The 25408-nt window shown below is 67.8% G+C and carries 22 protein-coding genes; 5 read left to right on the top strand and 17 right to left on the bottom strand.

Annotation, left to right across the window (positions count from 1 at the left end):
• Positions 1-43 precede the first annotated feature (43 nt).
• From ACNO8X_RS06720 to ACNO8X_RS06710, 3 genes are read right to left on the bottom strand one after another with little or no spacing between them, the layout of a single operon-like run.
• Entirely contained in the window at positions 44-2143 is a 2100-nt protein-coding gene (locus tag ACNO8X_RS06720; RefSeq protein WP_418004670.1) for a RecQ family ATP-dependent DNA helicase, read from the bottom strand.
• Entirely contained in the window at positions 2100-2765 is a 666-nt protein-coding gene (locus tag ACNO8X_RS06715; RefSeq protein WP_418004669.1) for a TIGR03943 family putative permease subunit, read from the bottom strand. The genes ACNO8X_RS06720 and ACNO8X_RS06715 overlap by 44 nt, the downstream gene beginning before the upstream one ends.
• Positions 2762-3763 (bottom strand): permease, encoded by a 1002-nt coding sequence (locus tag ACNO8X_RS06710; protein ID WP_418004668.1) that lies wholly within the window; start codon positions 3761-3763, stop codon positions 2762-2764. The genes ACNO8X_RS06715 and ACNO8X_RS06710 overlap by 4 nt, the downstream gene beginning before the upstream one ends.
• 256 nt (positions 3764-4019) lie before the next feature.
• Between ACNO8X_RS06710 and ACNO8X_RS06705 the strand changes: the two genes are divergently transcribed.
• Positions 4020-5219 (top strand): IS110 family transposase, encoded by a 1200-nt coding sequence (locus tag ACNO8X_RS06705; RefSeq protein ID WP_418004667.1) that lies wholly within the window; start codon positions 4020-4022, stop codon positions 5217-5219.
• 26 nt (positions 5220-5245) lie between these two features.
• Here ACNO8X_RS06705 and ACNO8X_RS06700 read toward each other — a convergent pair whose 3' ends face one another.
• Positions 5246-6001 carry a glucose 1-dehydrogenase gene (locus ACNO8X_RS06700; protein ID WP_418004666.1) on the bottom strand — a complete coding sequence of 252 codons (756 nt, stop codon included), beginning with the start codon at positions 5999-6001 and terminating at the stop codon, positions 5246-5248.
• 25 nt (positions 6002-6026) lie between these two features.
• Complete coding sequence (locus ACNO8X_RS06695; RefSeq protein ID WP_418004665.1) at positions 6027-6824, bottom strand: SDR family NAD(P)-dependent oxidoreductase; 798 nt, start codon at positions 6822-6824, stop codon at positions 6027-6029.
• A 185-nt stretch (positions 6825-7009) separates the two neighbouring features.
• Here ACNO8X_RS06695 and ACNO8X_RS06690 point away from each other — a divergent pair, with 185 nt between their 5' ends.
• Positions 7010-8419, top strand: a complete 1410-nt coding sequence (locus ACNO8X_RS06690) for a wax ester/triacylglycerol synthase family O-acyltransferase (RefSeq protein WP_418004664.1) — start codon at positions 7010-7012, stop codon at positions 8417-8419.
• Between the two features lie 63 nt (positions 8420-8482).
• Here the strand turns inward: ACNO8X_RS06690 and dmpG are convergent, their stop codons facing one another.
• Genes dmpG through ACNO8X_RS06675 form a run of 3 tightly spaced genes read right to left on the bottom strand, consistent with a single transcriptional unit; the run spans position 8483 to position 11275 of the window.
• A complete protein-coding gene (dmpG, locus tag ACNO8X_RS06685) occupies positions 8483-9547 on the bottom strand; it encodes a 4-hydroxy-2-oxovalerate aldolase (RefSeq protein WP_418004663.1) in 1065 nt (354 codons plus the stop codon).
• Positions 9544-10461, bottom strand: coding sequence for an acetaldehyde dehydrogenase (acetylating) (locus tag ACNO8X_RS06680; RefSeq protein WP_418004662.1), 918 nt, complete (start codon positions 10459-10461; stop codon positions 9544-9546). Before ACNO8X_RS06680 ends, dmpG begins: the two co-directional genes overlap by 4 nt.
• 28 nt (positions 10462-10489) lie before the next feature.
• Positions 10490-11275, bottom strand: coding sequence for a 2-keto-4-pentenoate hydratase (locus ACNO8X_RS06675; protein ID WP_418004661.1), 786 nt, complete (start codon positions 11273-11275; stop codon positions 10490-10492).
• 71 nt (positions 11276-11346) lie between these two features.
• On the opposite strand from ACNO8X_RS06675, the gene kstD reads away from it, so the two are divergent.
• The 3 genes from kstD to ACNO8X_RS06660 all read left to right on the top strand — a co-directional run bounded on the left by kstD (position 11347) and on the right by ACNO8X_RS06660 (position 15289).
• On the top strand, positions 11347-13053 hold the full coding sequence (gene kstD, locus ACNO8X_RS06670; protein WP_418004660.1) for a 3-oxosteroid 1-dehydrogenase: 1707 nt from the start codon (positions 11347-11349) through the stop codon (positions 13051-13053).
• A 1-nt stretch (position 13054) separates the two neighbouring features.
• Positions 13055-13915: a MaoC family dehydratase gene (locus ACNO8X_RS06665; RefSeq protein ID WP_133764507.1), complete on the top strand. Its 861-nt coding sequence runs from the start codon at positions 13055-13057 to the stop codon at positions 13913-13915.
• A 216-nt stretch (positions 13916-14131) separates the two neighbouring features.
• Complete coding sequence (locus tag ACNO8X_RS06660) at positions 14132-15289, top strand: DUF1942 domain-containing protein (RefSeq protein WP_418004659.1); 1158 nt, start codon at positions 14132-14134, stop codon at positions 15287-15289.
• 80 nt (positions 15290-15369) lie between these two features.
• On the opposite strand, the gene ACNO8X_RS06655 is transcribed toward ACNO8X_RS06660, so the two are convergent.
• The 9 genes from ACNO8X_RS06655 to ACNO8X_RS06615 all read right to left on the bottom strand — a co-directional run bounded on the left by ACNO8X_RS06655 (position 15370) and on the right by ACNO8X_RS06615 (position 25338).
• Positions 15370-16125, bottom strand: a complete 756-nt coding sequence (locus ACNO8X_RS06655) for a hypothetical protein (protein WP_418004658.1) — start codon at positions 16123-16125, stop codon at positions 15370-15372.
• A 16-nt stretch (positions 16126-16141) separates the two neighbouring features.
• Positions 16142-17266, bottom strand: a complete 1125-nt coding sequence (locus tag ACNO8X_RS06650) for a hypothetical protein (protein ID WP_418004657.1) — start codon at positions 17264-17266, stop codon at positions 16142-16144.
• Positions 17267-17370: 104 nt separating this feature from the next.
• Complete coding sequence (locus ACNO8X_RS06645; RefSeq protein ID WP_418004656.1) at positions 17371-19218, bottom strand: DUF2339 domain-containing protein; 1848 nt, start codon at positions 19216-19218, stop codon at positions 17371-17373.
• 130 nt (positions 19219-19348) lie between these two features.
• Complete coding sequence (locus tag ACNO8X_RS06640; RefSeq protein ID WP_418005800.1) at positions 19349-20503, bottom strand: lipid-transfer protein; 1155 nt, start codon at positions 20501-20503, stop codon at positions 19349-19351.
• Between the two features lie 2 nt (positions 20504-20505).
• Complete coding sequence (locus ACNO8X_RS06635; RefSeq protein WP_418004655.1) at positions 20506-20916, bottom strand: MaoC family dehydratase; 411 nt, start codon at positions 20914-20916, stop codon at positions 20506-20508.
• The gene (locus ACNO8X_RS06630) at positions 20898-21863 is read right to left on the bottom strand and encodes a bifunctional MaoC family dehydratase N-terminal/OB-fold nucleic acid binding domain-containing protein (RefSeq protein WP_418004654.1); all 966 of its coding nucleotides are present in this window, start codon (positions 21861-21863) and stop codon (positions 20898-20900) included. The genes ACNO8X_RS06635 and ACNO8X_RS06630 overlap by 19 nt, the downstream gene beginning before the upstream one ends.
• A gap of 12 nt (positions 21864-21875) precedes the next feature.
• Positions 21876-23039 (bottom strand): acyl-CoA dehydrogenase FadE29, encoded by a 1164-nt coding sequence (gene fadE29, locus ACNO8X_RS06625; RefSeq protein WP_418004653.1) that lies wholly within the window; start codon positions 23037-23039, stop codon positions 21876-21878.
• Complete coding sequence (locus ACNO8X_RS06620; RefSeq protein WP_418004652.1) at positions 23039-24043, bottom strand: acyl-CoA dehydrogenase family protein; 1005 nt, start codon at positions 24041-24043, stop codon at positions 23039-23041. Before ACNO8X_RS06620 ends, fadE29 begins: the two co-directional genes overlap by 1 nt.
• 47 nt (positions 24044-24090) lie before the next feature.
• A complete protein-coding gene (locus ACNO8X_RS06615) occupies positions 24091-25338 on the bottom strand; it encodes a cytochrome P450 (RefSeq protein ID WP_260936472.1) in 1248 nt (415 codons plus the stop codon).
• Positions 25339-25408: the final 70 nt, after the last annotated feature.

Here is a 25408-nt window from a genome sequence, read left to right as displayed (position 1 = left end):
TGCGAAAATGCGTGCGATAACTGGACACTCGGCGAAGGACCATTCAGCTGACGGACGCGATCCCGAACGGCAGCACTGCGGGCGCCCCGGCGGCGCGCAGCACCTGCGTCGCCATGGTCAGGGTCCAGCCGGTATCGACGAGATCGTCCACCAGCAGCACCGGACCGCTGACGTCCAGGGCGGGGACCTCCCACGAATCCACCAGCGCCGCTACCCGATACGCCGAGTTGGCCGCGGTCACCGGGCGCCGCTGTGGCCGATAGTGCAACGTGCCGAGGTTCTGCAGCCGGCCGAGTTCGGCCAGCCGGGTCACCAACGAGCCGATCAACTGCGGGTGGCTGTCGGAGTCCAGGCCCATCACCGCTACCGGTCGGGCATCCCAGTTCCAGGCCTTGAGCACCGCAACCGCAGCCTGCACCACCTCGTCGGGCGCCTCGGCGTCAGGTCCGTCCAGCAACTGCCGCAGCCGAGCACCCCAGCCGAGGTCGGTCAGGCGCCCGATCACCCGGCCCGGCTCGGCTCCGCCGGAAATCCGTCCGGACAACTCAATTCCCAAGGAACGCAAGCCTGTCGGCCACTGCTTTCGCGCGGCGAGCTCGACGCCGGGTCGCATCAGCTGATCCCGTACCGCCGACGCCGCACTGGCGTCGACGTCCGCGGCGTAGTGCGCACCCGCGCAGTTGTCGCAGCGGCCGCAGCCTTGGCCGTCGAGTTCGGGATCGTCGAGTTGGCTGCGCAAGAACACCATTCGGCACTCGGTCGTCGATTGGTACTCCCGCATGGCCTGCTGCTCACGCTGCCGCGCGGCGTCCAGATTCCGGTAGCGCTCCTCGTCGTACGACCACGGTTCACCGGTACTGATCCAGCCGCCCTTGACCCGGCGCACCGCACCGTCGACGTCGAGCACCTTGAGCACCATCTCCAGCCGCGACCGGTTCAGGTCCACCAGCGGCTCCAGCGCCGCGGTCGACAGCGCCCGGTCCATCTCAAGTTCGCCGATCACCTTGCGCACCAAGGCTTCCGACGGGAAGGCGACCGAGGCGAAGTATCGCCAGATGTCGACGTCCTCCTTACCCGGCAGCAAGATCACCTCGGCGCTGGAGGTGGCACGGCCGGCACGGCCGACCTGCTGGTAGTACGCGATGGGCGACGACGGGGCACCCAGGTGCACGACGAAGCCCAGGTCCGGTTTGTCGAACCCCATACCGAGCGCCGAGGTGGCGATGAGCGCCTTGACCCGGTTGTTCAGCAGGTCGGCTTCCAGCTGTTCGCGTTCGGCGGCCTCGGTGGAACCGGTGTACGAGGCGACGGGGTGCCCCTGCTCGCGCAGCAGCGCGGCGATGTCGTGGGCCTGCGACACCGTCAGGGTGTAGACGATGCCGGAGCCGGGCAGCGAATCCAGGTGCGCCGCAAGCCATGCCGCGCGTTGTGTCGGCCCGCCGGCGTGCACCACCGACAACCGAAGCGACTCCCGGTCCAGCCCGCCGCGCAACACCAAGGTGTCGCCGCCGCCGACGCCCAGCTGCGCGGCGACATCCTGCACCACGCGGTCGTTGGCGGTCGCGGTGGTGGCGAGAACCGGTATACCCGAACCCAACTCACCGATCAGCGTGCGGATGCGCCGATAGTCGGGACGGAAGTCGTGGCCCCAGTCGGAGACGCAGTGCGCCTCGTCGACCACGACCAGCCCGGCATCGGCGGCCAGTGCCGGCAGCACCGTGTCGCGAAAGTCCGGATTGTTCAACCGCTCCGGACTGACGAGCAGGACGTCGAGGTCGCCCGCTGAGACTCGCTGGTGCACCTCGTCCCATTCGGTGACGTTGCTGGAGTTGATGGTGGCAGCGCGGACGCCCGCTCGTTCGGCAGCAGCCACCTGGTTGCGCATCAACGCGAGCAGCGGCGAGACGATGACCGTCGGGCCGCGGCCGGCGGCCCGCAGCAGCTTGGCGGCGATGAAGTACACCGCGGATTTACCCCACCCGGTGCGCTGCACCACCAGCGCCCGACGGCCCTGCACCACCAGTGCCTCGATGGCCACCCACTGGTCGTCACGCAGCACGGCGCCGGGACCGGCGAGCTGTTCGAGGAGCGCCTGTGCGTCAGTACGCGTAGGTGTTGCGGGGCTTGGGAATTGGGTCGGCACTGGTCACTTCCATGGTCGGGACGAAATTCGTGGACGGGCTGGACGTCCCGGGTATCACCTTGCCCTGCACCTTCAGCCAGGTGTCATCCGGGTGCGGACCGACGGCGCCGGTCAGGTGGACGCGGGCCAGTTGCGCGTCGGCAGCGCAACACACGATCACGACCCGGGCCAGATCGCCGCCCATCGTGAATCCGGTGACGGTGATGGTCCGTCCCTCAAGGCTTTTCGTGGAGTCGGCGGCCGCGCGCAGCACCACCTCCGGCAGCGACACGGCGCCGTCGGCCGGGAGCGGGGGAAACGCCCGCTTCGGCGGGGCAACTGCCGCGGTGACCGTCTCGGCGCCGACCGGGCTCATCGGCGGCACGGCGACGAACGCGGTCAATGCCACCGGCACGAGCAGCAGCCACGCCAGCAGACCCCGGTGATGGTGCCCGCCCGGCGGCCCGCGGCGCAGGTCCCGCACCAGACACACCAGAGCCAGCGCCACCAGCAGGACGGCGGCCACCAACAGCCACGGGAACAGCGCCGGTTTCACGAAATTCAGGTAGGTGCCCTTCACGGCGATCAACCCCGTGCTCAGGCCGATCAGCAGCACCAGGATGTTCTGCGTTTCCCGGCTCATCGCACGTCCCCGAGCACCAGCAGCCCGACGGCCGTGGCGCACGCCGCGGCCACCACCAGGGTCACGGGTGCGAACCGCACGGCGAACGGCCGGCCGAACACGCCGGCCTGCATCGCGAACAGCTTGACGTCCACCGCCGGACCGACCACCAGGAACACCAGTCGCGGCACCAGCGGGACCATGGTCAGGCTGGCCGCGACGAACGCGTCGGCCTCGGAGCACAACGCCAGCACCACGGCCAACAGCGCCATGGTCACCACACCGACCGCCAGGTTGCCAGCGACATGCTCGAACACCCACGGTGGCACCGCCGCGCGCAACACGGCCGCCGCGCCGGCGCCGATCACCAGATAGGCCGCGGACTGCAGGAAGTCGTGCCGGGCCGCCTCGGTGAACACGGTGAATCGGGACGCGCCCTCGTCGTGGTGGGTGGGCAGGGTGCGGGTCACCCATTCGGCGCGGCCCCAGCGCTGCCACAACAGGCCCATCACCACGGCCGTCAGCAGCGACGCGACGCAGCGGGCCACCACCATCTGCGGCTGGCCGGGAAACGCGACCGCTGTCGCCACCAGCACCACGGGGTTGATCGCCGGCGCCGACAGCATGAAGGTCAGCGCGGCCCCTGCCGTCTCGCCGCTGAACAACCGGCGCGCCACGGGCACCGACCCGCATTCACATCCCGGCAGCGCGGCACCCCCGACACCGGCCACCGCCACGGCGAGCGCAGGCCGGCGCGGCAGCAGGCGAGCCAGCCGTTCCGGGGTGAGATACGCAGCCACCAGGCCGCTGACGATGACGCCCAGCACCAGGAACGGCAGGGCCTGCACGAAAACCCCGCAGAACACCGTGGCCGCGGTGGCCAGGCGGGCGTGGTCCGTCAGTAGGCCGCTGACCCAGGAACCCGACAGCGCCAAAGCGGCGAGGCCGACGAGCAACAGCTCCATCGACCCGGCCCGCCGTCGGCGCTCCGGCGCCAGCGTTGATTCGTCCCCGGCCATGCGCCCATCTTGCCGGGGAAGTCTGACATTGATGATGAAAGAGCGTTACCGCGCAGGTCGTGACCCTGGGTCTGACTGACGCTCTGCTGGGTTGTCTTTAACTTGATCTGTCCGGCCTGTGTGGTGCGCGTCTTGTTCACGCCGGACAGGACGGACATGACTTAATCAGGAGCTTGGCCGTTCCTCACCAATGTCTTGTCTGCCCGCCCTGGCCGGTGTGCCCCACCTAATGCTGGTCAGAAGGGACACCATCATCTTGACAGAATCTGCGCGCATCGTTGCCGGTGCGGACACCCATGCCGGCACGATCCATGTCGCCGCGATCACCATGACTGGTGCCGCTGTTGATGATCGGGAGTTCCCGACCACGCGCGCCGGATACAGCGCGGCCATCAGCTTCCTGACCTCACTGGGTCAGGTTGAACGGATCGGTGTGGAAGGCACCGCCAGCTATGGTGCCGGATTCACCCGGGTGCTGACCGCGGCTGGCGTTGAGGTCGTCGAGGTGACCCGGGCGGTTAAATCCACTCGCCGCCTCAGAGGCAAATCTGATCCGCTCGATGCCTACAGCGCCGCGCGGACCGCGTTGGCCGGTGACGGGCTGGCCACCCCGAAAGACGACACCACCGCCGGCCTGCGGGCCCTGCATGTCGCTCGTCGGTCGGCGGTCAAGCACCGCACCGCGGTGATCAACCAGATCAAAGCCATGCTGGTATCGGCGCCCGATGTGATACGCGAAAAATACCGTGGTTTAACGACATTGAAGATGGTCGAGGCGATCGCCCGCTGCCGCCCCGACACCCAGCCCGAGCCGTGGGCGCAGTCGATGCTCAGCGCAGCCAAGCTGCTCGCCCAACGCGTGCAATTCCTCGAAACCCAAGCCGAGGCACTCGGCGCCCAGATCGACGCATTCGTCACCGCGGCCAATCCCGCACTACGCGCGGCCCACGGCGTCGGCGCGGACACCGCCGCTCAGCTATTGATCACTGCCGGGGCTAACCCGCACCGGCTGCACAGTGAAGCTGCGTTCGCCGCGTTGTGTGGGGCCGCGCCGGTACCGGCGTCCTCGGGTAAGACCAACCGACACCGACTCTCTCGCGGTGGTGACCGCGCCGCCAACAGCGCACTGCACCGCATCGCACTAGTACGGATGTCCAACCACGATCGGACCCGCGATTACGTGCAACGCCAGGTCACAAAAGGGCACAGCAAAAAGGAGATCTTGCGCAAGCTCAAACGAGCCATCGCCCGAGAAATATTCACCCTGCTGACCCGCCAGATCGACGTGCCCGAGTACACCGACCTGCGCCCGGCTCGGCAAGCCAAGAACATCACCGTGACCGCCGCAGCCAACCATTTCGGGGTCTGGCCCACCGTGATCTCCCGCATCGAACGCGGACTACAACGCGACGACACCTTCGCAGACACCTACAGAAACTGGCTCAACGCGGCTTGACATGAATAGGAGCATCAAGTCGCTCGTTACGTCGGGACGACCGGGATACGGCCCGCGCTCGCGCCGCCGTCGACCGCCAGATCCGCGCCCGTCATGTACGACGACGCATCCGACGCCAGGAACGCCACCACCTCGGCGACTTCCTCGGGGGCACCGACCCGGGTCAGCGGTGCGCCGGGGTGCCCGCCGAGGCCACGTTCGATCGGCAGGTGCGCCACCATCGGGGTGTCGATCATCCCGGGGTAGACGGTGTTGACGCGAATTCCCATGGGGCCCAACTCGATTGCGGCAACCTTGGTGAAGCCGCGCAGGCCCCACTTGGAGGCGCCGTAGGCGCTGTACCCGGCCAGCCCCTGCAGCCCGGCCTGCGACGAGATGTTGATGATCGAGCCGCCGCCGATCGCGCGCATGGGCTCGACGACAGCCTGGGTGCCGAGGAACGGTCCGATCAGGTTGACGCGCAGCTGCCGCTCCCACGACTGCGCGGTGTGGTCCATGAGGGGTTCGACGGTGCAGATCGCCGCGTTGTTGACCAGCGCGTCGATCTGGCCGAACTCGCTCAGTGCCAGCTCGACCGTTGTCAGCCAATCACTTTCGCTGCCGACGTCATGTCGCTGGAAGCGGGCGGCGTCGCCGATCGACGCGGCGACCGCCTCCCCCTCCTCGACCAGGACGTCGGTGAGGACGACCTTCGCGCCGAGGGCGGCGAACAGCCGCGCCTCGGCCTCGCCCTGACCGCGCGCCGCGCCGGTGATGATCGCGACCTTGCCGGTCAGGTCCACTGTGCCTCCCGCCCGCCATCCATGACTAGTCGGTGTCCTGGTCGATACCGGTCAGCATCAGCTCAGAAACCCGGCGCGGGGTCTCCGTGAGGTAGGCCATCGCCGCGATGCGCTTGGGCAGGATGACGTGCTTCTTCTCGTGCTCGACCGCGTCCGCGATGGCCTCGGCGACCATGTCGGCGTCCAGCGGCTCCTGCGGGATCATCCGGAACTTGAGCGACCGCTCGATGGTGCGGCGGGCCGGCCCGAACGACCGGATGTGGTCGATCATGTCGGTCTTGACCTCACCGATCTGCACCAGCGTGGTGTTGACCGGCTTCTGGCGCAGCTCGGAGCGGATGCCGGCGGTGAAGTGGCTGAGCCCGGCCTTGGAGGCGCCGTACAGGGTGACGCCCGGTCCGGTCGAGATGGCGCCCATCGAGGACACGTTGACGATGTGGCCACGGCCCCGCTTGATCATCAGCGGCATCACCTGGCGACACAGCTCCATCGGCGCAATCAGGTTGACCTGCAACAGGTCTCGCACATCCTGGGACGACGCCTCGTAGAAGCGGCCGACCCGGTCGACACCGGCGTTGTTGACGATGACGTCGATGGGGCCGTCGGCCTCCACCCGGTCGATCAGCGCCTCGACGGCCGCGGGGTCCATCAGATCGGTCGGATATGCCTTGCCGCCGAGTTCCTTGGCGAGCTCTTCGAGCTGGTCAGCGTTCCGGGCAACCAGCGCGACGTCGGCGCCGCGGCGAGCCATCGCCTGCGCGATGTTCTTGCCCAGACCACGGCTGGCACCGGTGACCAGAACTCGGCTGTTCCTCAGTTGCATATCCCTACTCCATTCAAAAAATCGTGCAGACACGGACCGGCAAAGCCCCCTCCAGCTCCGCGTCGCGACGCCGAGTCAGCTCATGGTGTGCACGCTAAACGGGGTGCGAGCCGAAATTCAGAGGTAGTTCCCAATCAACGAGACAACATGTCCGCTGGCTCACATTTTTGGCCTCATAGTGATGTATGCGACGTTTATCGGGCGAGGACAACAGCTTCCTGGCGTGGGAAAGTGCCGTCCAGCCGCAGCACACCATCAAGGCCGTCGTGCTCGATCCGGCACAGGGCCATGAACCCATCTCCTTCGAGGCTGTCCGGGCCGCACTGCCCGGCCTCGTCGACCGCGTCGAGCCCCTGCAGTGGCAGCTGATGTCGCCGCGGTTCGGTGCCGGCCGGCCGTGGTGGGTCACCCGTCCCCGGGGCGACCTGAGCTACCACATGAAGCGCGCCACCGCCGCCGCTCCCGGAACCGACCGCGAGCTGGGCGCGGAGATCGCCAAACTCTTCGAAGAGCCCCTCGATCGGAACCGCCCGGCGTGGCAGATGTGGTACATCGACGGCCTGGCCGACGGCCGCGTCGCCCTCGTGCTCAAGATCCACCACGCCGTCGCCGATGGCATGGCATCGCTGAACCTGCTCGAGCAGTTCTACAGCCAGGACCCCGCCGATCGGCTGCCCGAGCCGACCGACCGCCCGGCGCCCGACGAGCACCGCCCGCCGGCTGCCGAATGGCTGCCGATGGTGGCGCGGCAACAGGTCAAGTCGCTGACCAAATTCCCGAAGGTCGTGGCCCGCACAGCCAAGGTCACCCGCACCATCCAGGACCGGCAGAAGTCGGGCAAGCCCGGCTATGCCGAGGCCTTCATCCCGCCGGCTCTGCCGTTCAACGAGCCGCTGACCGCCAACCGCGGATTCGCGTTCGTCAACGTCGAGATGGACCAGATCAAGCGGGTGACGAAGGCGTTCGGCGTCAGCGTCAACGACGTCTTCCTGGCCATGTGCAGCACCGTCCTTCGCGAGTACCAGGCCTCGCGCGGCCCGGTCGGCGACGACACCATGACCGCCGTGGTACCGGTGTCGATGCGCCCGCAGGACGGCGACCGCTGGGGCAACAAGGTGGCCCGCTGGAACGTCGAACTGGCCACCAACATCGCCGATCCGGTGGAGCGGTTGCAGGCCATCTCGGCGAACACCGCCACCGCCCGCGAGGTGCAGAGCGAGCGCGACGCCTGGCTGCAGCACGACTGGATGGAGTACTGGCCGCTGTTCAAGGTCTACTCGCGGGTGCTGCCGACCATCGGGGCGCAGGTCAAGAAGCGTCCGATGTTCAGCATGATCGCGTCGAACATGCGCGGCCCGCAGCAGACGCTGTACTTCGGCGGCGCCCCGGTCGAGAAGCTGATCTCGACCGGCCCGCTGGTCTTCCCGATGGGCATGAACATCACCGGCTGGAGCTACCAAGGCGGCATGCAGATCTGCGTACTCACCTGCACCGACCAGGTCTCCGATCCGCAGGGCATCGCCGACCGCCTGCCGGTGGCGCTAGCCGAGCTGGTCGCACGCTGCGAGACCGCGGCGGACTCCGTCAACAGCTGACTCGGCTACGCAAAACGCCGGCCGCCCCTTTCGGGACGGCTGGCGTTTTCGTGTCTCGGTCGGTCAGGCCTTGCCCTCGGCCCGCTCCCGCTGGATCTCGAGCGCGATGTCGATCAGCTGGTCCTCCTGGCCACCGATCAGCTTGCGCTGGCCGACGCGGAGCAGCAGCTCGTGGGCGGGCACGCCGTAGCGCTCGCCCTGGCGCACCGCGTGCTTGAGGAAGCTGGAGTACACGCCCGCGTACCCCATCACCAGCGCGTTGCGGTCCAGCAGGCACTCGGCCGGCATCGCCGGGGCGACGACCTCTTCGGCCGCGTCGGCGATATCGAAGAAATCGATACCGGTCTTGACGCCGATCTTGTCGAACACCCCGACCAGCGCCTCGACCGGTGCGTTACCCGCACCGGCGCCGAACCGGCGGCAGGAGCCGTCGATCTGCTTGGCCCCGGCGCGCACGGCCTCGACCGAATTGGCAACGCCCAGACCGAGATTCTCGTGTCCGTGGAAACCCACCTGCGCGTCGTTGCCGAGTTCGGCGACCAATGCGGCCACACGGTCGGCGACACCTTCGAGCACCAGCGCGCCCGCGGAGTCCACCACGTAGATGCACTGGCAGCCGGCGTCGGCCATGATGCGGGCCTGCGCGGCCAGCTTCTCCGGGGAGATGGTGTGGCTCATCATCAGGAAGCCAACGGTCTCCAGGCCCAGTTCCCGGGCGAAGCCGAAGTGCTGGATCGCGACGTCGGCCTCGGTGCAGTGGGTGGCGATGCGGCAGATCGAGCCGCCGTTGCCCTGCGCGATGCGAATGTCTTCCTTCGTGCCGACACCCGGCAGCATCAGGAAGGCGATCTTGGCGGTCTTCGCGGTCTCGGCCGCGATGGTGATGAGTTCCTGCTCCGGGGTCTTCGAGAACCCGTAGTTGAAGCTCGAACCACCGAGCCCGTCACCGTGCGTGACCTCGATGACCGGAACGCCGGCATTGTCGAGCGCACCGACGATCGCGCGGACCTCGTCACCGGTGAACTGGTGGCGTTTGTGGTGCGAGCCGTCGCGCAGCGAAGTGTCCGTCATGCGGACGTCCCAGGCGGCGTCGAAGAAGATGTCTCCGGGTTGAAGTGCGGTGCTCATGCGTTCGCTCCCACGATTTCCTTGGCGATCTCCTCGCCCACCTTGGTGGCCGCGGCGGTCATGATGTCCAGATTTCCAGCGTAGGTCGGCAGGTAGTCGCCGGCACCCTCCACCTCGACGAAGATGCTGACGACGTGCTGGCCACCGTTGACCACCGACGGCTCGTCGAACTGCGGCTCGTTGAGCAGCCGGTAGCCCGGCACGTAGGTCTGCACGTCGGCGACCACGTCCTTGACCGACTGGGTGATGGCGGCGTGGTTCGCATCTTCGGGGATGGCGCAGAAGATGGTGTCGCGCATGATCATTGGCGGATCGGCCGGGTTCAGGATGATGATGGCCTTGCCGTCGCGTGCCCCACCGATGTTGCGCACACCGGCGCTGGTGGTCTTCGTGAACTCATCGATGTTGGCCCGGGTGCCGGGGCCGGCCGAAGCCGACGACACCGACGCCACGATCTCGGCGTAGGGCACGCCGCCCTGTGCCTCGACGGCACGGGCCACCGCGTAGACCATCGGGATGGTGGCCTGGCCACCGCAGGTGACCATGTTGACGTTCATCGAATCCAGGTGCGCCCGCAGGTTGGCCGGCGGGATCACGCCCGGGCCGACTGCGGCCGGGGTCAGGTCGATGGCCCGGATGCCCGCTTCCTCGTACCGCGGCGCGTACGCCTTGTGCACGTAGGCGCTGGTGGCCTCGAAGATGAAGTCCGGCTTCTCGCTCTGGGCCAGCAGCCAGTCCGCCCCTTCGGCGCTGGTCTCCAGCCCGAGCTTGCGGGCGCGGGCCAGGCCCTCGCTCTCCGGGTCGATACCGATCATCCAGCGCGGCTCGAGCCAGTCCGACCGCAGCAGCTTGTACAGCAGGTCAGTACTGATGTTCCCCGAGCCGACGATCGCGACGCTCGCTTTTGACGGCATGCTCACTCCTCTTTTGAAACTTTGGGTATTAGGCGAAAGACAGGTGGACGGAACCCAATCCGGCGAATTCGGCGACGAAGTCGTCGCCCGGCTTGGCATCGAACGCCCGCATGCAGGCGCCGGGCAGCACCACGTCACCGGCCTTCAGGCGCACGCCGAACTGGTCGACCTTGCGGGCCAGCCACGCCACCGCGGTGACCGGGTTGCCGAGCACGGCGTCGCTGCGGCCCTCGCCGAGCACCTCACCGTTGCACTTGAGCACGGCGTCGATGCTGCGAATGTCGATGTCCTTCGGGGACACCCGCTCCTTACCAAGCACCCAGCCGGCGGACGACGCGTTGTCGGCGATGGTGTCGCACAACTTGACCTGCCAGTTGGTGATGCGGGTGTCGATCAGCTCGATGGCCGGTGCGAAAGCAGCGGTGGCGGCCAGCACGTCGTCCTCGGTGCAGCCGGCCCCGGGCAGATCGTCGGCCAGTACGAACCCGACCTCGACCTCGACCCGCGGCAACAGGTACTTCGAGGTCAGCACGGGCTGGTCCTCGAATACCTGCATGTCGTCGAGGAGGTGCCCGTAATCGGGTTCATCCACATTCATCATTTTCTGCATGGCCTCGCTGGACAGGCCAACCTTGTGTCCCACCACGCGGGCACCTTCTGCGACACGCTGACGAATGTTGAGCAGCTGAATCTCGTACGCGTCGACGACGTCGATGTCGGTGTACGTGTCGGTCATCGGCGACATCGCGACCCGGCTGCGCTCAGCTTGAGCCAGCGAGGCGGCGAGCTCGGCACGCACGTTGTCGGACAGCATTCGTGAATTCCCCTAACTTCATGGACCGGCGCAGTTGTCCACAGGCCGGGCAATTCTATAACGTGTTCTACATGACTGGACAGGAGTACGACGTTGTCGTCGTCGGCAGCGGTGCAGCCGGTATGGTCGCCGCCCTCACCGCAGCCCATCAGGGCCTTTCGACAGTAGTCGTTGAAAAGGCCCCACACTATGGAGGTTCCACTGCGCGGTCAGGTGGCGGCGTCTGGATCCCGAACAATGAGATTCTGCAGCGTGCGGGGGTCAAGGACACCCCGGAAGCGGCCCGCACCTACCTGCACAAGATCGTCGGCGACGTGGTGCCCGCAGAGAAGATCGACACCTATCTGCAGCGCGGCCCCGAGATGCTGTCGTTCGTGCTCAAGAACTCGCCACTGAAGCTGTGCTGGGTGCCCAACTACTCCGATTACTACCCGGAGACCGAGGGCGGCCGCGCCGGCGGACGGTCCGTCGAGCCCAAGCCGTTCAACGCCAAGAAGCTCGGGGTCGACGAGAAGGGCCTGGAGCCGGCGTACGGCAAGGTGCCGCTGAACATGGTTGTGATGCAACAGGATTACGTCCGGCTCAACCAGCTCAAGCGCCACCCGCGCGGCGTGCTGCGCAGCCTGAAGGTCGGCATCCGCGCCACCTTCGCCGGCATCACGGGCAAGAACCTGGTCGGCATGGGCCGCGCCCTGATCGCGCCGCTGCGCATCGGCCTGCAGCAGGCCGGCGTCCCCGTCGAGCTCAACACCGCGCTGACCGACCTCTACTACGAGGACGGCCGGGTTGCGGGCATCTATGTCCGTGACACGAATGCGCCGGAAAGCGCTGAACCGCAACTGATCCGGGCCCGCAAGGCGGTCATCCTGGGCAGCGGTGGCTTCGAGAAGAACCAGGAGATGCGCACCAAGTACCAGCGCCAGCCGATCACCACCGACTGGACCGTGGGCGCCAAGGCCAACACCGGCGACGGCATCCTGGCCGCCGAAAAGCTCGGTGCGGCACTGGAAATCATGGAAGACGCGTGGTGGGGCCCGACAGTGCCGCTACCCGACAACCCGTGGTTCGCGCTGTCCGAGCGCAACTCCCCCGGCTCGATCATCGTGAACCTGAGCGGCAAGCGGTTCATGAACGAATCCATGCCGTACGTCGAGGCCTGCCACCACATGTACGGCGGCCAGTACGGCCAGGGCGATGGCCCCGGCGAGAACGTGCCGGCCTGGCTGCTCTTCGACCAGCAGTACCGCAACCGCTACATCTTCGCGGGTCTGCAACCGGGACAACGCATTCCGAAGAAGTGGACCGAGGCCGGCGTCGTCGTCAAGGCCGACACCATCGAAGAGTTGGCGGAGCTGACCTCCTTGCCGGTCGATGCCCTCAAGGCGACCATCGAGCGGTTCAACGGCTTCGCCCGCGGCGGCGTCGACGAGGACTTCGGCCGTGGCAACAGCGCCTACGACCGCTACTACGGCGACCCGACCAACAAGCCGAACCCGAACCTGGGCGAGATCAAGCACGGCCCGTTCTACGCGGCCAAGATGGTGCCCGGCGACCTGGGTACGAAGGGCGGCATCGTCACCGACATCCACGGCCGCGCACTGCGTGAGGACGGCTCGGTGATCGAGGGCCTGTACGCGTCGGGCAACGCCAGCGGACCGGTGATGGGTCACACCTACCCCGGCCCCGGTGGGACCATCGGCCCCGCCATGACCTTCGGATACCTCGCGGCGCTGCACGTGGCAGCGGCCGGGCCGGCCACATCGAACGCAGGGGGCTGATATGCCGATCAATCTGAACGAGGCCATCGGAGCCGAACTCGCACCCGTCGAATTCTCGTGGAGCAGCAGCGATGTGCAGCTGTACCACCTGGGCCTGGGCGCCGGCGCCGATCCGATGAGCGAGCGCGAGCTGCGCTACCTGATCGACGACAAGCCTCAGGTCCTGCCGACCTTCGGCAACGTGGCACAGAGCTTCCACGAGACCAAGGCGCCGTCGGTCAAGTTCCCGGGCATCGACATCGAACTGAGCCGGGTGCTGCATGCCAGCGAGGCGATCTACACCGACGCACCGATCCCGCCGTCGGGCACGGGCCGCGCCGTCACCCGCTTCACCGAGATCTGGGACAAGGGCAAGGCCGCGGTCATCTGGTCGGAGACCACGGTGACCACCCTCGACGGCGCTCCGCTGTGGAAGCAGAAGCGATCCATCTTCGCCCGCGGCGAGGGCGGTTTCGGCGGCGACCGGGGTCCGTCGACCTCGGCGGCCGAGCCCGACCGGGCACCGGACCTGCAGATCTCCCTGCCCACGCTGCCGCAGCAGGCGCTGCTGTACCGGCTGTGCGGCGACCGTAACCCGCTGCACTCGGACCCGGCGTTCGCCAAGGCCGCCGGCTTCGACCGCCCGATCCTGCACGGCCTGTGCACCTACGGCATCGGCTGCAAGGCCATCGTCGACAACGTGCTCGACGGCGACGCCGGCCGGGTCCGGTCCTACGGCGCGCGCTTCGCGGGCACCGTGATTCCGGGTGAAACCTTGCAGGCCAACCTTTGGCGTGACGGTGAACGAATCACCGGCGTGCTGACCGCGCCCAGCCGGGACAACGTCGTCGTGCTTGCTGGAATCGAACTCACCGCGTCCTGAACAGGACATATTCGGAATCGGCCGCCCAAACGGCGGCCGATTCCGGCAAACTAGGGGCAGCGGCCGGGTCACCGCTGCGGCGTCTGCCTGCATCCACAGCTGACGCTTAACCTGCTAGCTTGCGTAGTAGTCAGTATTCATCCGACTACACGAGACTCAACTTCCGTGGGGGAAGCCGCCCGTCGGACGACTTGGAGACAGAGGAGCCACATCACCATGAATACCCGCAAGATCACCATCGCTGTCGGCGCAGCCGCCGCATTCGGCCTGATCGCCACACCGTTCGCGCTGGCAGACTCCGCTCAGCCCGCAGGTGTCGCGCCCGCACCCACCACCGTGGCGTTCGGCGCGGACGGCAAGCTCGTCAACGGAAACACCGTCGGGGAATGGGAGATCAGCAACCTCAAGCCCAGCACCGATGTCCTGTCGGAGCATCTCAACGGCACGCTGTGGGAAGCGACGGCGGAGTACACGGCCGAGCGCGGCAACTCGCAGCCGTTCGTGCCGAACCTGAACGCCCGCACCGCGAGCGGTGACAACTACCGCGTGCTGTGGGGCGTTGCCTCCCCGCAGGGCATCAACCCCGCCGGACTCTCCGAAGGTCAGGAATCCAAGGGCAAGATCTACTTCGACGTGACGGGTGCTGCTCCGACCAGCGTCGTGTACACCGACGGAGACCGCGAAGTGATCAAGTGGCAGGGCACTGAAGCCCCCGCTGCTGCCGCTCCGGGCACCGCACCGGCCCGTGGCGCCACCCCGGTCACCGCCGCGACTCCGGCTGCTGCACCCACCGCCGCTCCCGCTGCCACCCCGGCAGCTGCTCCCGCCGGCCTCGGCAGCGCCGTGCCCGGCGCCACCCCGGCGGGCGCTGTTCCGGCCGCCACAGGTGCGCAGCCTACGGCCGGCACCACCACCGGTGCGGTTCCGGCGGCGACGCCGAACGGTGAGACCCCTGCTGCCACCCCGGCCGGTACCCCGGTTCCCGCCGGCACTCCGGCTCCCGCCGGCACTCCGGCTCCGGCCGGTACCCCGGCGGTGGCACCGGCGCCGGCCGGCACCCCGGCGGCTGACGCTCCGGCCCCGGCCGGCGCTCAGGTTCCGGCGGGCACCCCGGCCACGGCTCCGGTCGCGGGCCAGGCTCCGGAAGCTGCTCCGGTTCCCACCGCCGCCGAAAGCGGCCCGGGCACCGCTGCCACTGCCGGTGGCGCCGTTTCGCAGGCTCCGCTGACCCCGGCTCCGGCCCCGGCGCCGAGCCAGGCCATCGCCGGCCAGCCCGCGTCCAGCGCGGGTCAGGGCACCGCCGCCCCGGCCGGCAACCAGCAGGCCGCTCCGGCTGCTGCCCCGGTCATCCCGACCCCGGCACCGGCGTCCTAACGGTCGAACATCGAATTGGGGCCAGTCGCGATCTTCGCGACTGGCCCCAATTTCTTTATCTGGCTTGTTGTTTGGCGTAACTACATCTGACGGCTGACGTCACCGCCACGCGGCGGCGGAGCCACCGGGGCGATCGGCGCGGGTCCCGGGTTGGACGTGCCCGCGCTGGGGCCCGCTGCCGGCGGCTGGACCGGAGCGGACGTGTGCCGACGGGAGTCGCGGGCATCCTGCTGAGCCTCGCGCCGATCCTGCTGCGACTGCCGGTTGTCCTGCTGCTGTTGCCGGTTGTCCTGCTGGGATTGCCGGTCGTTCTGCTGGTTCTCCCGGGTGTCCTGCTGCGCCTGACGCTGTTCCGGGGACATCGGTGCGCCGCCGCCGGCCGGGCCACCGGGCTGGCCTTCCGAGGGTTCCCCGCCCGGCATGCCGCCTTCCTTGCCGCCGCCCTTGCCCATGGCCTGCTGGATCATCTGGCCGAACTGACCGGCCTGCTGACCCATCTGTCCCATGCCGCCGCCCTGGCCGGCCATCTGACCCGCCTGCTGACCCATCTGACCGAGTTGGCCGAGCATCTGACCCAGCTGACCGACGCCCTGCCCGCCCTGACTGTCGCCCTTGTCGTATGCCGATTGGGCGGCATCGACCTTGCCGGAGAACATGCCCTCCTTGGCCTGCAACGAGGCCACGTTGGCGGTCATGTCAGCGGCCATGGCCGGCAGCACGGCAGCGATGGTCGCGCTCATGGCGTCCTCGCCGGGCTGGATCATCGGCATGTCGGGCAGCTCGACGGACGCCGCATTCCAGCTGATGTTGTCCGGTGTCTGCAACGGTGAACCCATCAGATATCCCCCCTAATCACCAGTCGTCGTCGACATCTTCGTCATATGAGCCATGGTCCAGCGCTTCGGGCACGGCCAGCTGGTTGATCCGACCGCCGCCACCACCACCTTCGCGGTGCCCCATGCCGCCCATGGCACCCATCGCGCCGCCGGCACCAGCTGCGGCTGCGACCGGGGCCAGGCCACCGGCACCCATGCCGCCTGCCACGCCCGCGGGCATCACTCCGGGTCCGCCAGCACCGGGACCGACCATCTTGGCGAGCAGAGGCGTCTGCACGGAGGCCGCGCCGACACCGCCGCCACCGCCGCCGGGCATGCCGCCCTTCATCAAGCCGGCGCCGGTCGCCGCACCGGAACCGCCGGCCAACGGATGGTTCGAGAACGCGCCGAACGGCGAGGCGCCGAGCCCGGCCTTGCCCTGGCCGCCGCCGGAGAACAAGGAGGTCAACTGCTGCAGCGGCTGCGAAAGTTGTTGCAGCGGCTGCATGGCCTGCTGCGGCAGCTGCCCGAGCATCTGCGGGAGCTGTCCGGCCATCTGCATCATCTGGCCCATCATCTGACCCATCTGATCGCCACCCTTGGACGCCGACTCCGCGGTCTTCTGCGCCGTCTCCGCCACCTGCGGCGGCACGCCGGGCGTCGGGATGCTCGGGGGTGCGCCGACGAAATTGGCCACCTCGGTGGCGCTGGCCGTCACCGCGGCGATGTTCTGGGACAGGCCCATCTTGATCCGGCTCTGGATCAACTCCTGCACGTTCGGGAACGGCGCCGCCGACAGGGCCATGCACTCCGCCTGGACTTCCTCGGCGGTGGCGTTGACCAGGTTCTTGGTCTTGATGACCGCGGCCACCATGGACTGCAACTTGGCAGCGATGGCCGCCGCCTGCGCGCCGTTGGCCTCGTGACCGCCGATGATGGTGCCGGCCTCGCCTGCCGCCGCCGCAGACGCCGCGCCCATCCACTGGCCGGTGAGATTCATCAGCTGGCTGGTCTGCTGCGGCACCACGTGACCGGTGATCTTGGTGGCCAGCTTCGTATAGTGCGCGGCCGCTTCTTCGAGCTGCTCCTCATTGACGTTGGGCCATCCCGGCCCCGTCACCGTCTGCGATCCGAACGGACTGCTGTCCGGCTGAATCCCCATAGACACGGCCCCCTTCCCCAGACATACCGCGTCCGTTCGAGCCTACCGCCCCGACGGGCACCTACCCGACGCAAAATGATGGTGCGGTCGTTTGCGCGGGGCGCCTATGGATTCGGCTGATCCTGCCGGGCGAGCAGCCGGGCGTAGCCGGTCCCCATGGCCAGCAGCACCAGGCCCACGACGATGAACACCGCCACCCGGAACATGCCGTTCAGGGTGCCGAGATCGAACAGGAACAGCTTGGCCATCGCCGCGGCCACCAGCGCCAGGCCCCCGCCGATCGGCAGTGACCGCTGCACCTTCTGTTGGCGCGCCGCGTACCCGAACAGTGCGGCCGCCACCGCGATCCAGCCGATCGTCGCGACCATGTGGCCGGCGAAGAATCCGCCGTTCACGCCGCCGATCAGTACGCCGGCGGTCACGGTCAGCATGGTGGACGCGTAGGCGGCGACCGCCACCGCGCCGGCCCACATCAGCCGGACTTCGTCATCGTCACGCTTGCCGGCCCACGACCACACGACCGCCACCACCGCAGCCACGGCCAAGATGCTGGAGATGATCGTGGAGACCGCGCTGCGCGTGCTCAGTTCCACCGCGCGGAACAACAATTCGGGCGGAGAGTAACTGAGGTAGACGGCACCGCCGACGGCGCCGAACCCGACAGCCACCCAGCGGGCGATCGGGTCACGACGGCCTGCGACGGCCACCACGACCGACATCGCGAGCAGCACCGCACCGCCGGTCCTGCCGTCGCAGGCCACCAGCACCGCGACCAGCGCGCACACCGCCGACACCGCCGACCAGATCCGTTGCACCACACCGGCGAGACCGGGCAGCCGGTTCCCGGCCAGCACGACCGCGAGGAACAGGGCCGCCACCGCGGCGATGATCGACGCGGCGATCATCGGGCGGACCACCCCGGCGATGAACAGGACCGGCAGCGCACCGCCCGCGGTGGCCAGGGCCAGCAGTGTGCGGTTGGTGGTCTTGGGCAACAGGATCAGCGCGCCGGCGACGGCCAGGACGGCTGCAGCTGCGCAGGCGCCCGCGAGTCCCGGACCGCGGTTGGTGCCGAATGAGGCCGAGGCCAGCGCCAGCAGCAGTGGAAATGTGCAGACGACGGTCCGCGCCACGTACATCCAGACCCAGTCCTTGCCGATTTGCACCGGCAGCGACGCCGCGGACAGCGCCAGCATGAACCCGATCAGCAACAGCGAGACACCGTCGGCCACCACCGGCGCCAGCACCGCCAAGGGCACCAGCACCAACAGCGCGAGCTGCTGAGAGTCCCAGCGCCGGGCCAGGGTCAGACCGCCGCCGCCGATCACCGCCGCCAAGACCAAACCGACTGGCGCAGAAAGCCATTCATAGACCGTCGTGACCGCGACGACGTCGATGTACGCCGCGGCGATACCGGTGGCGGCCAGGGCAACCGCCCCCACCGTCCCACCGGGCCGCGTCTTCAGCCGGATCGCTCCGACCACCAGACCGGCGGCCAGCACCGCCCCCGCGGCGACACGGAACTCGGGCCGCAACAGCCCGGCCTGTGCGGCCAGGACCAAGAGCAAGGCGACGCCGATCAGCGTCACCGCGACACCAGCTGCGGCCAGCACCTTGCCGATCCAGCCCTCCGAGCGCTCGGGCCGCGGCCGGGATGGCTGCTGTGGCTGGGGCTGTGGGTACGGCACCGCCATCGGCGGCTGGGGCTGAGGTGCCGGCTGCGGCGCCGGCGCCGTGACCGGCGCGGCCTGGGCCGGCTGCCAATACTGCTGCGGTGCGGCGTACGCGACGGGCTGCGGTGCGGCGTACGCGACGGGCTGCGGCGTCGGCTGCTGGTGTGCCATCGACCGATCGAGTTCGGTGAGGCAGGCCGACACCCAGGCCAAATGATGGGACATCGCTGCGACATCCTGGGAAAGCCGGGCAACCATCGCCCGCTGCGGTTCGGTCATCGTGACATCATCGCGCCGAGTGACCCCGATCCGGATGAGTAGGACTACCCGACCACCGATCGTCACCAGACACAAAACTGCCCCTCTTCCGTAGAAGAGGGGCAGTTTTGTGTCTGCTCGTGAAGGCGACTCAGCCCAGGATGAGGCCCGACGTCGGGACGCCGGTGCCGGCGGTGACGAGCACGTGCTCGACATCAGGCACCTGGTTCACCGAAGTGCCGCGCAGCTGGCGGACGCCCTCGGCGATGCCGTTCATACCGTGGATGTACGCCTCACCGAGCTGGCCGCCGTGCGTGTTGATCGGCAGCTTGCCACCGAGCTCGATCGCGCCACCCGCGATGAAGTCCTTGGCCTCGCCCCGGCCGCAGAAGCCGAGCTCTTCGAGCTGCAGCAGCGTGTACGGGGTGAAGTGGTCGTAGATGACCGCGGTCTGAATGTCATTGGGCGTCAAGCCACTCTGACCCCACAGCTGCTTACCGACCAGGCCCATCTCGGGCAGGCCGAGCTCGTCGCGGTAGTACGAGTACATGGTGAACTGGTCCTCGCCGGCAGCCTGCGCCGCCGCCTCGACGACGACCGCACGCTGCTTGAGGTCCTTGGCACGCTCGGGCGTGGTGACGACGATCGCGACGCCACCGTCGGTCTCCTGGCAGCAGTCCAGCAGGCGCAGCGGCTCGGCGATCCACCGCGAGTTCTGGTGGTCCTCGATGGTGATCGGCTTGCCGTAGAAGTGCGCCTTCGGGTTGGTCGCCGCGTGCTTGCGGTCGGCCACCGACACCGCACCGAAATCGGCACTGGTGGCGCCGTATTCGTGCATGTAGCGCTGCGCAACCATGGCCACCGAGGCGGCCGGGGTGCTGAGCCCGTGCGGGTAGGACCAGCTGTACTCGACGCCGCGGGAGTCGGCGTTGACGGTCAGACCCGTCATCACCTGGCCGAAGCGGAACTCCGAACGCTCGTTGAAAGCCCGGTATGCGACAACGACTTCCGCGATGCCGGATGCCACCGCCAGCACGGCCTGCTGGACGGTCGCGGCCGCGGCGCCGCCGCCGTAGCCGATCTGGCTGAAGAACTTGAGCTCGCCGATACCGGTGGAGCGGGCCACCGCGGTCTCCAGGTTGGAGTCCATGGTGAAGGTCACCAAACCGTCAACGTCCTTGGGCGACAAGCCCGCATCGTTCAGAGCGTCGGTGACCGCCTCGGCGGCCAGCCGCAGCTCGCTGCGGCCGGAGTTCTTGGAGAAGTCGGTGGCGCCGATGCCGGCGATGACCGCCTTGCCGGAGATGCTCACTGCGCGGCTCCCATCGTGAGCGTGGACGTGGCGATGACGTGATCGCCAAGACTGTTGCTACCCACCACTTTCAGCGTCACGAGGTCGCCTTCGACAGCGGTGACCTCACCGCGGAAGGTGATGGTGTCGTAGGCGTACCACGGCACACCGAGGCGCAGCTTGATCGACTTGATGATGGCGTTCGGGCCGGCCCAGTCGGTGACGTAACGCCCCACCAGACCGGTGTCGGTCAGGATGTTGACGAAAATGTCCTTGGAGCCCTTGGCCTGCGCCTTGTCCCGGTCGTGGTGCACGTCCTGGTAGTCCCGGGTGGCGATGGCCGTCGAGACGATGAAGGTCGGGTCACCGTAGATGGAGAGCTCGGGCAGCTTGGTGCCCACGGTGGCGGTCACTTTGCGGCCTCCCATGCGTACAGGGTCCAGGCCGGACTGATGTCGCTGTCCGGGAAGTCGATAAACGTTGCGGAGACCGGCATCCCGATCTTCACGTCGTCATGCTCGACGCCGCGCAGCTCACCGAGCATGCGCACGCCCTCTTCCAGCTCGACGAGCGCGATGATGAACGGCAGGCTGCGGCCGGGCACCTTCGGCGCGTGGTGCACGACGTAGCTGAACACGGTGCCCTGGCCCGACGAGACGACGTAGTCGATCGGGGCGTCCTTGTCCTGCCAGATCGCGGGCACCGGCGGGTGCTGCAGCGAGCCGTCGGGCCGCTTCTGGATCCGCAGTTCGTGAGCGTTGACGCCGTCCCAGAAGAACTGGGTGTCCCGCGACGACGACGGACGCATCAGCTTGTCCGGGTCCAGATCGGCTGGGATCGAACCGGTTTCGGCAGCTTCCTTGCCCTGCTTGTTGGCGGGCAGGAACTTCATGATGCGCCAGTCCATGTCGGCGACTTCCTCGTCACCGACATGCCAGCGGATCTTCTGGTTGACGAAGTAGCCCTCGCCGAGCGCGGTCTGCTTCGGGCCCACCACGTCGGTGACCTCGGCGCTGATGCTGACGCGCTCCCCCGGCTGCAGATAGCGGTGGTAGGTCTGGTCGCAGTTGGTGGCGACGACGCCGACGTATCCGGCGTCGTCGAACAACTTCATGATCCGGGCCAGCGGATCGTCGTCGGACCGGGTGCGGCCCAGACCCATCATGGTCCAGACCTGGATCATGGCCGGCGGCGCCACGATGCCGGGGTGCCCGGCAGCCTTGGCGGCCTCCTCGTCGACGTAGATCGGGTTCTTGTCGCCGATCGCATCGGTCCAATGGTGAATCATGGGCTGGTTCACCGGATCCCGACTCAGGGTCGGCTTGCTGCGCCCGGCGGCGACGATCTCGTCGATGCCGGCCTGAAGGTCACTCATCGCTTGCCTTTCCTACCGCGAGACCCGCGGCACCTTGAGGCCCGATGCCGCGATCATCTCGCGCATGACCTCATTGACCCCGCCACCGAAGGTGATGACCAGGTTGCGCTTGGTCATCTTGTCCAGCCACACCAGCAGGTGCGCGGTGTCCGCGTCAGCCGGGTTGCCGTAGCGGCCGACGATCTCCTCGGCCAGCCGTCCGACTTCCTGAATGCGTTCGGTGGAAAAGACTTTCGTCGCCGCCGCGTCGGCGACGGCGATGGTCTCGCCGGAGGATGCGACCTGCCAGTTGAGCAGTTCGTTGACGCGCCAGATCGATTTGATCTGGGCGAGCAACCGGCGTACCTCGGCATTGTCGATCGGTGTGACGCCGTTCGACCCAGGCTTGGAGGCCCAGGAGTGCACCTGGTCGTAGATGCCCGCGACGCGACCGGACGGCCCCAGCCCTACCCGCTCGTGATTGAGCTGGGTGGTGATCAGCTTCCAGCCACCGTTCTCCCCGCCGACCAGCATGTCGGCGGGCACCCGCACGTCGTTGTAGTACGTCGTATTGGTGTGGTGGGCACCGTCGGACAGGATGATCGGGGTCCACGAGTAGCCCGGGTCCTTGGTGTCGACGATCAGGATCGAGATGCCCTTGTGCTTCGCCGCGGTCGGGTCGGTGCGGCAGGCCAGCCAGATGTAGTCGGCGTCATGGGCGCCGGTGGTCCACATCTTCTGGCCGTTGACGATGAACTCGTCGCCGTGCCGCACCGCGGTGGTCCGCAGCGAGGCGAGGTCGGTACCGGCCTCGGGCTCGGAGTAACCGATCGCGAAATGGATGTCACCGGAGAGGATTCCGGGCAGGAACTTCTTCTTCTGTTCCTCGGTGCCGTACACCTGCAGGGTCGGGCCCACGGTCTGCAGGGTGACCAGCGGCAGCGGGATGTCGGCCTGGTTGGCCTCGTTGATGAAGATCTGCTGCTCGATGGGGCCGAAGCCCAGGCCGCCGTATTCCTTGGGCCAGCCCACGCCGAGCTTGCCGTCGCTACCCATCCGCTTGATGACGGCGCGGTAGGCGTCGTTGTGGCGATCGGTCTCCATCGCCGCCGCCTCTTCCGGCCTGATCAGCGTCGAAAAGTATTCGCGCAGTTCGGCTTGCAGCTTGCGCTGTTCCGGAGTCAGTTCGATGTACATCAGGCTCCCACCAGGTCCAGACGGTGCGACGGACCACCCAGCAGTCGGGTCAGGTCCTTGATCGACGAGTAGTAGCGGTCCATCGGGTACGTGATGTCCATGCCCATGCCGCCGTGCAGGTGGTGGCACAGCCGCATGGCCGGTGCGGCCTGCGAGGTCAGCCAGTACCCGAGGATCTCCAGATCCTCGGCGGCGTCCAGCCCCTCCGAGAGCCGCCATGCCACCGATGTGGCGAGCAGATCGATTGTCCGCGAAGCGATGTAGACCTCGGACAGCTGCGCAGCGACGGTCTGGAACGTCGACAGCGGACGGCCGAACTGCTCCCGGGTCGCGACATAGTCGGCGGTCAGGCGCAGCGCGCCGGCCACCAGACCGGCACCGAACGCGCCGATCATGGCCAGCGCCAACTGGTTCATCCGCGCGACGGTGGCGCCGGTCAGGACGTCCTCATCGGGCACCGCGACGTCGGCGAAGGTCACCACGTACTCGTCGGAACCGTTGGCCGTCGGGGTCGCGGTCACGGTGACACCGGCGGCTTGCGGTGACACCACGACCACACCGCTGTTGGTGGTGACCAGCAGCCACTGCGCGGTTTCGGCATAGGCCACACCGATTTTGGTGCCGTTGAGCTTGCCACCGGCAAAGCTGGTCGACGGCGTCTCGGGCAACTGGGCACCGGGCTCGTCCAGTGCGGCCGAGATCACCGCGCCCTTGGCCACCTCAGCCAGGTACCGGTCCTGCTGCGCTTCCGTCGCCAGTTCCAGCAGCGGCACCAGGGTGAGCCCGATGGTGGCCAGGGCCGGTCCGGTGGTGCCGCGCCGACCGATCTCGGTCAGCGCGGTGGCCGCCTCCAGCAGCCCGAGCCCGTCACCGCCCAGTCGATCGGGCACCGCAAGCGCCACGACGCCACCGGAAACCAGTGCGTCCCAAGTGTTTTCCCGCTCCAGCACGGATGTCACCACGTCGGCGACAGCCTGCTGCTCCGGGCTCGGTGTGAAATCCACCCGAATCCTCCTTGATTCGTGTTACCGGGCTACTCGCTCAGTTGCCGTCAGTGCTGGACAGGGCACTTGCCCGTGTAATCGACCTGCCAGTGCTTGATGCCGTTGAGCCAGCCCGACATCAGCCGCTCGGGCTCGCCGATCGAGACCAGGTCGGGCATGTTGTCGGCGATGGCGTTGAACATCAGGTTGATGGTCATGCGCGCCAGGTTGGCACCGATGCAGTAGTGCGCACCGGTGCCGCCGAAGCCGACGTGCTGGTTCGGCGTGCGCAGGATGTCGAAGGAGTGCGGGTTCTCGAACACCTCGTCGTCGAAGTTGGCCGAGCGGTAGGACATGACGACCCGGTCACCCTTCTTGATCGTCACGCCACCGAGCTCGGTGTCCTCGAGAGCAGTGCGCTGGAACGCGGTAACCGGTGTGGCCCAACGGACGATCTCGTCCGCGGCGCTCTCCGGGCGTTCCTTCTTGTACAGCTCCCACTGTTCCGGGTTCTGCGCGAAGGCGATCATGCCGTGGGTGATCGAGTTACGGGTGGTCTCATTGCCGGCCACCGCGAGCATCACCACGAAGAAGCCGAACTCGTCGTCCGAGAGCTTCTCGCCGTCGAAGTCCGCCTCGATCAGCTGGGTGACGATGTCGTCGGTCGGGTTCTTGGCCCGCTCCGCGGCCATGTTCATGGCGTACGTGATCAGCTCGAACGAGGACGCGGCCGGGTCGATATGCGAGTACTCCGGATCCTCACCGGCGGTCATTTCGTTGGACCAGTTGAACAGCTTGTCGCGGTCTTCCTGCGGCACACCGAGCAGGCCGGCGATGGCCTGCAGCGGCAGCTCACAGGAGACCTGCTCGACGAAGTCGCCGGTACCGGAAGCCGCCGCGGTCTCGGCGATCTTCTGGGCCCGCTCGTTCAGCTCGGCCTGCAGCCGGCCGATGGCGCGCGGCGTGAAACCACGCGAGATGATCTTGCGCAGCCGCGTGTGCTGCGGAGCGTCCATGTTGAGCAACACCGCGCGCTGCACGTCGACGGCGTCGCGGGTCATGGCCTGCGGCCAGACCGGAATCGCACCATCGGGCGCGCTGCCGAAGATGTCGTTGCGCTTCGACACCTCCTTGACGTCCTCGTGGCGCGTGACGATCCAGTAGCCCTTGTCACCGAAGCCACCGGTGCCGCCGGGCACGTCCACCCAGTGGACCGGCTCGGACTTACGCAGTTCGGCCAGCTCTTCAATGGGGAGGCCTTGGAGGTTGCGGGTCGCGTCCAACAAGTCGAGATCGGACGGGATCGGGCAGGGCATGGTGTCTCCTTGGGGAATCCAACGCCTCAGAACACGGTCCTGAGACAAATCCTTCTAGTTCCTGTTGCGA

This window comes from Mycobacterium sp. PDNC021, from assembly GCF_048282635.1.
Taxonomy (GTDB): Bacteria; Actinomycetota; Actinomycetes; order Mycobacteriales; family Mycobacteriaceae; genus Mycobacterium; species Mycobacterium llatzerense.
The sequence above is the reverse complement of the archived record's forward strand: the minus strand, read 5'-3'. Positions and strand labels throughout refer to the sequence as shown.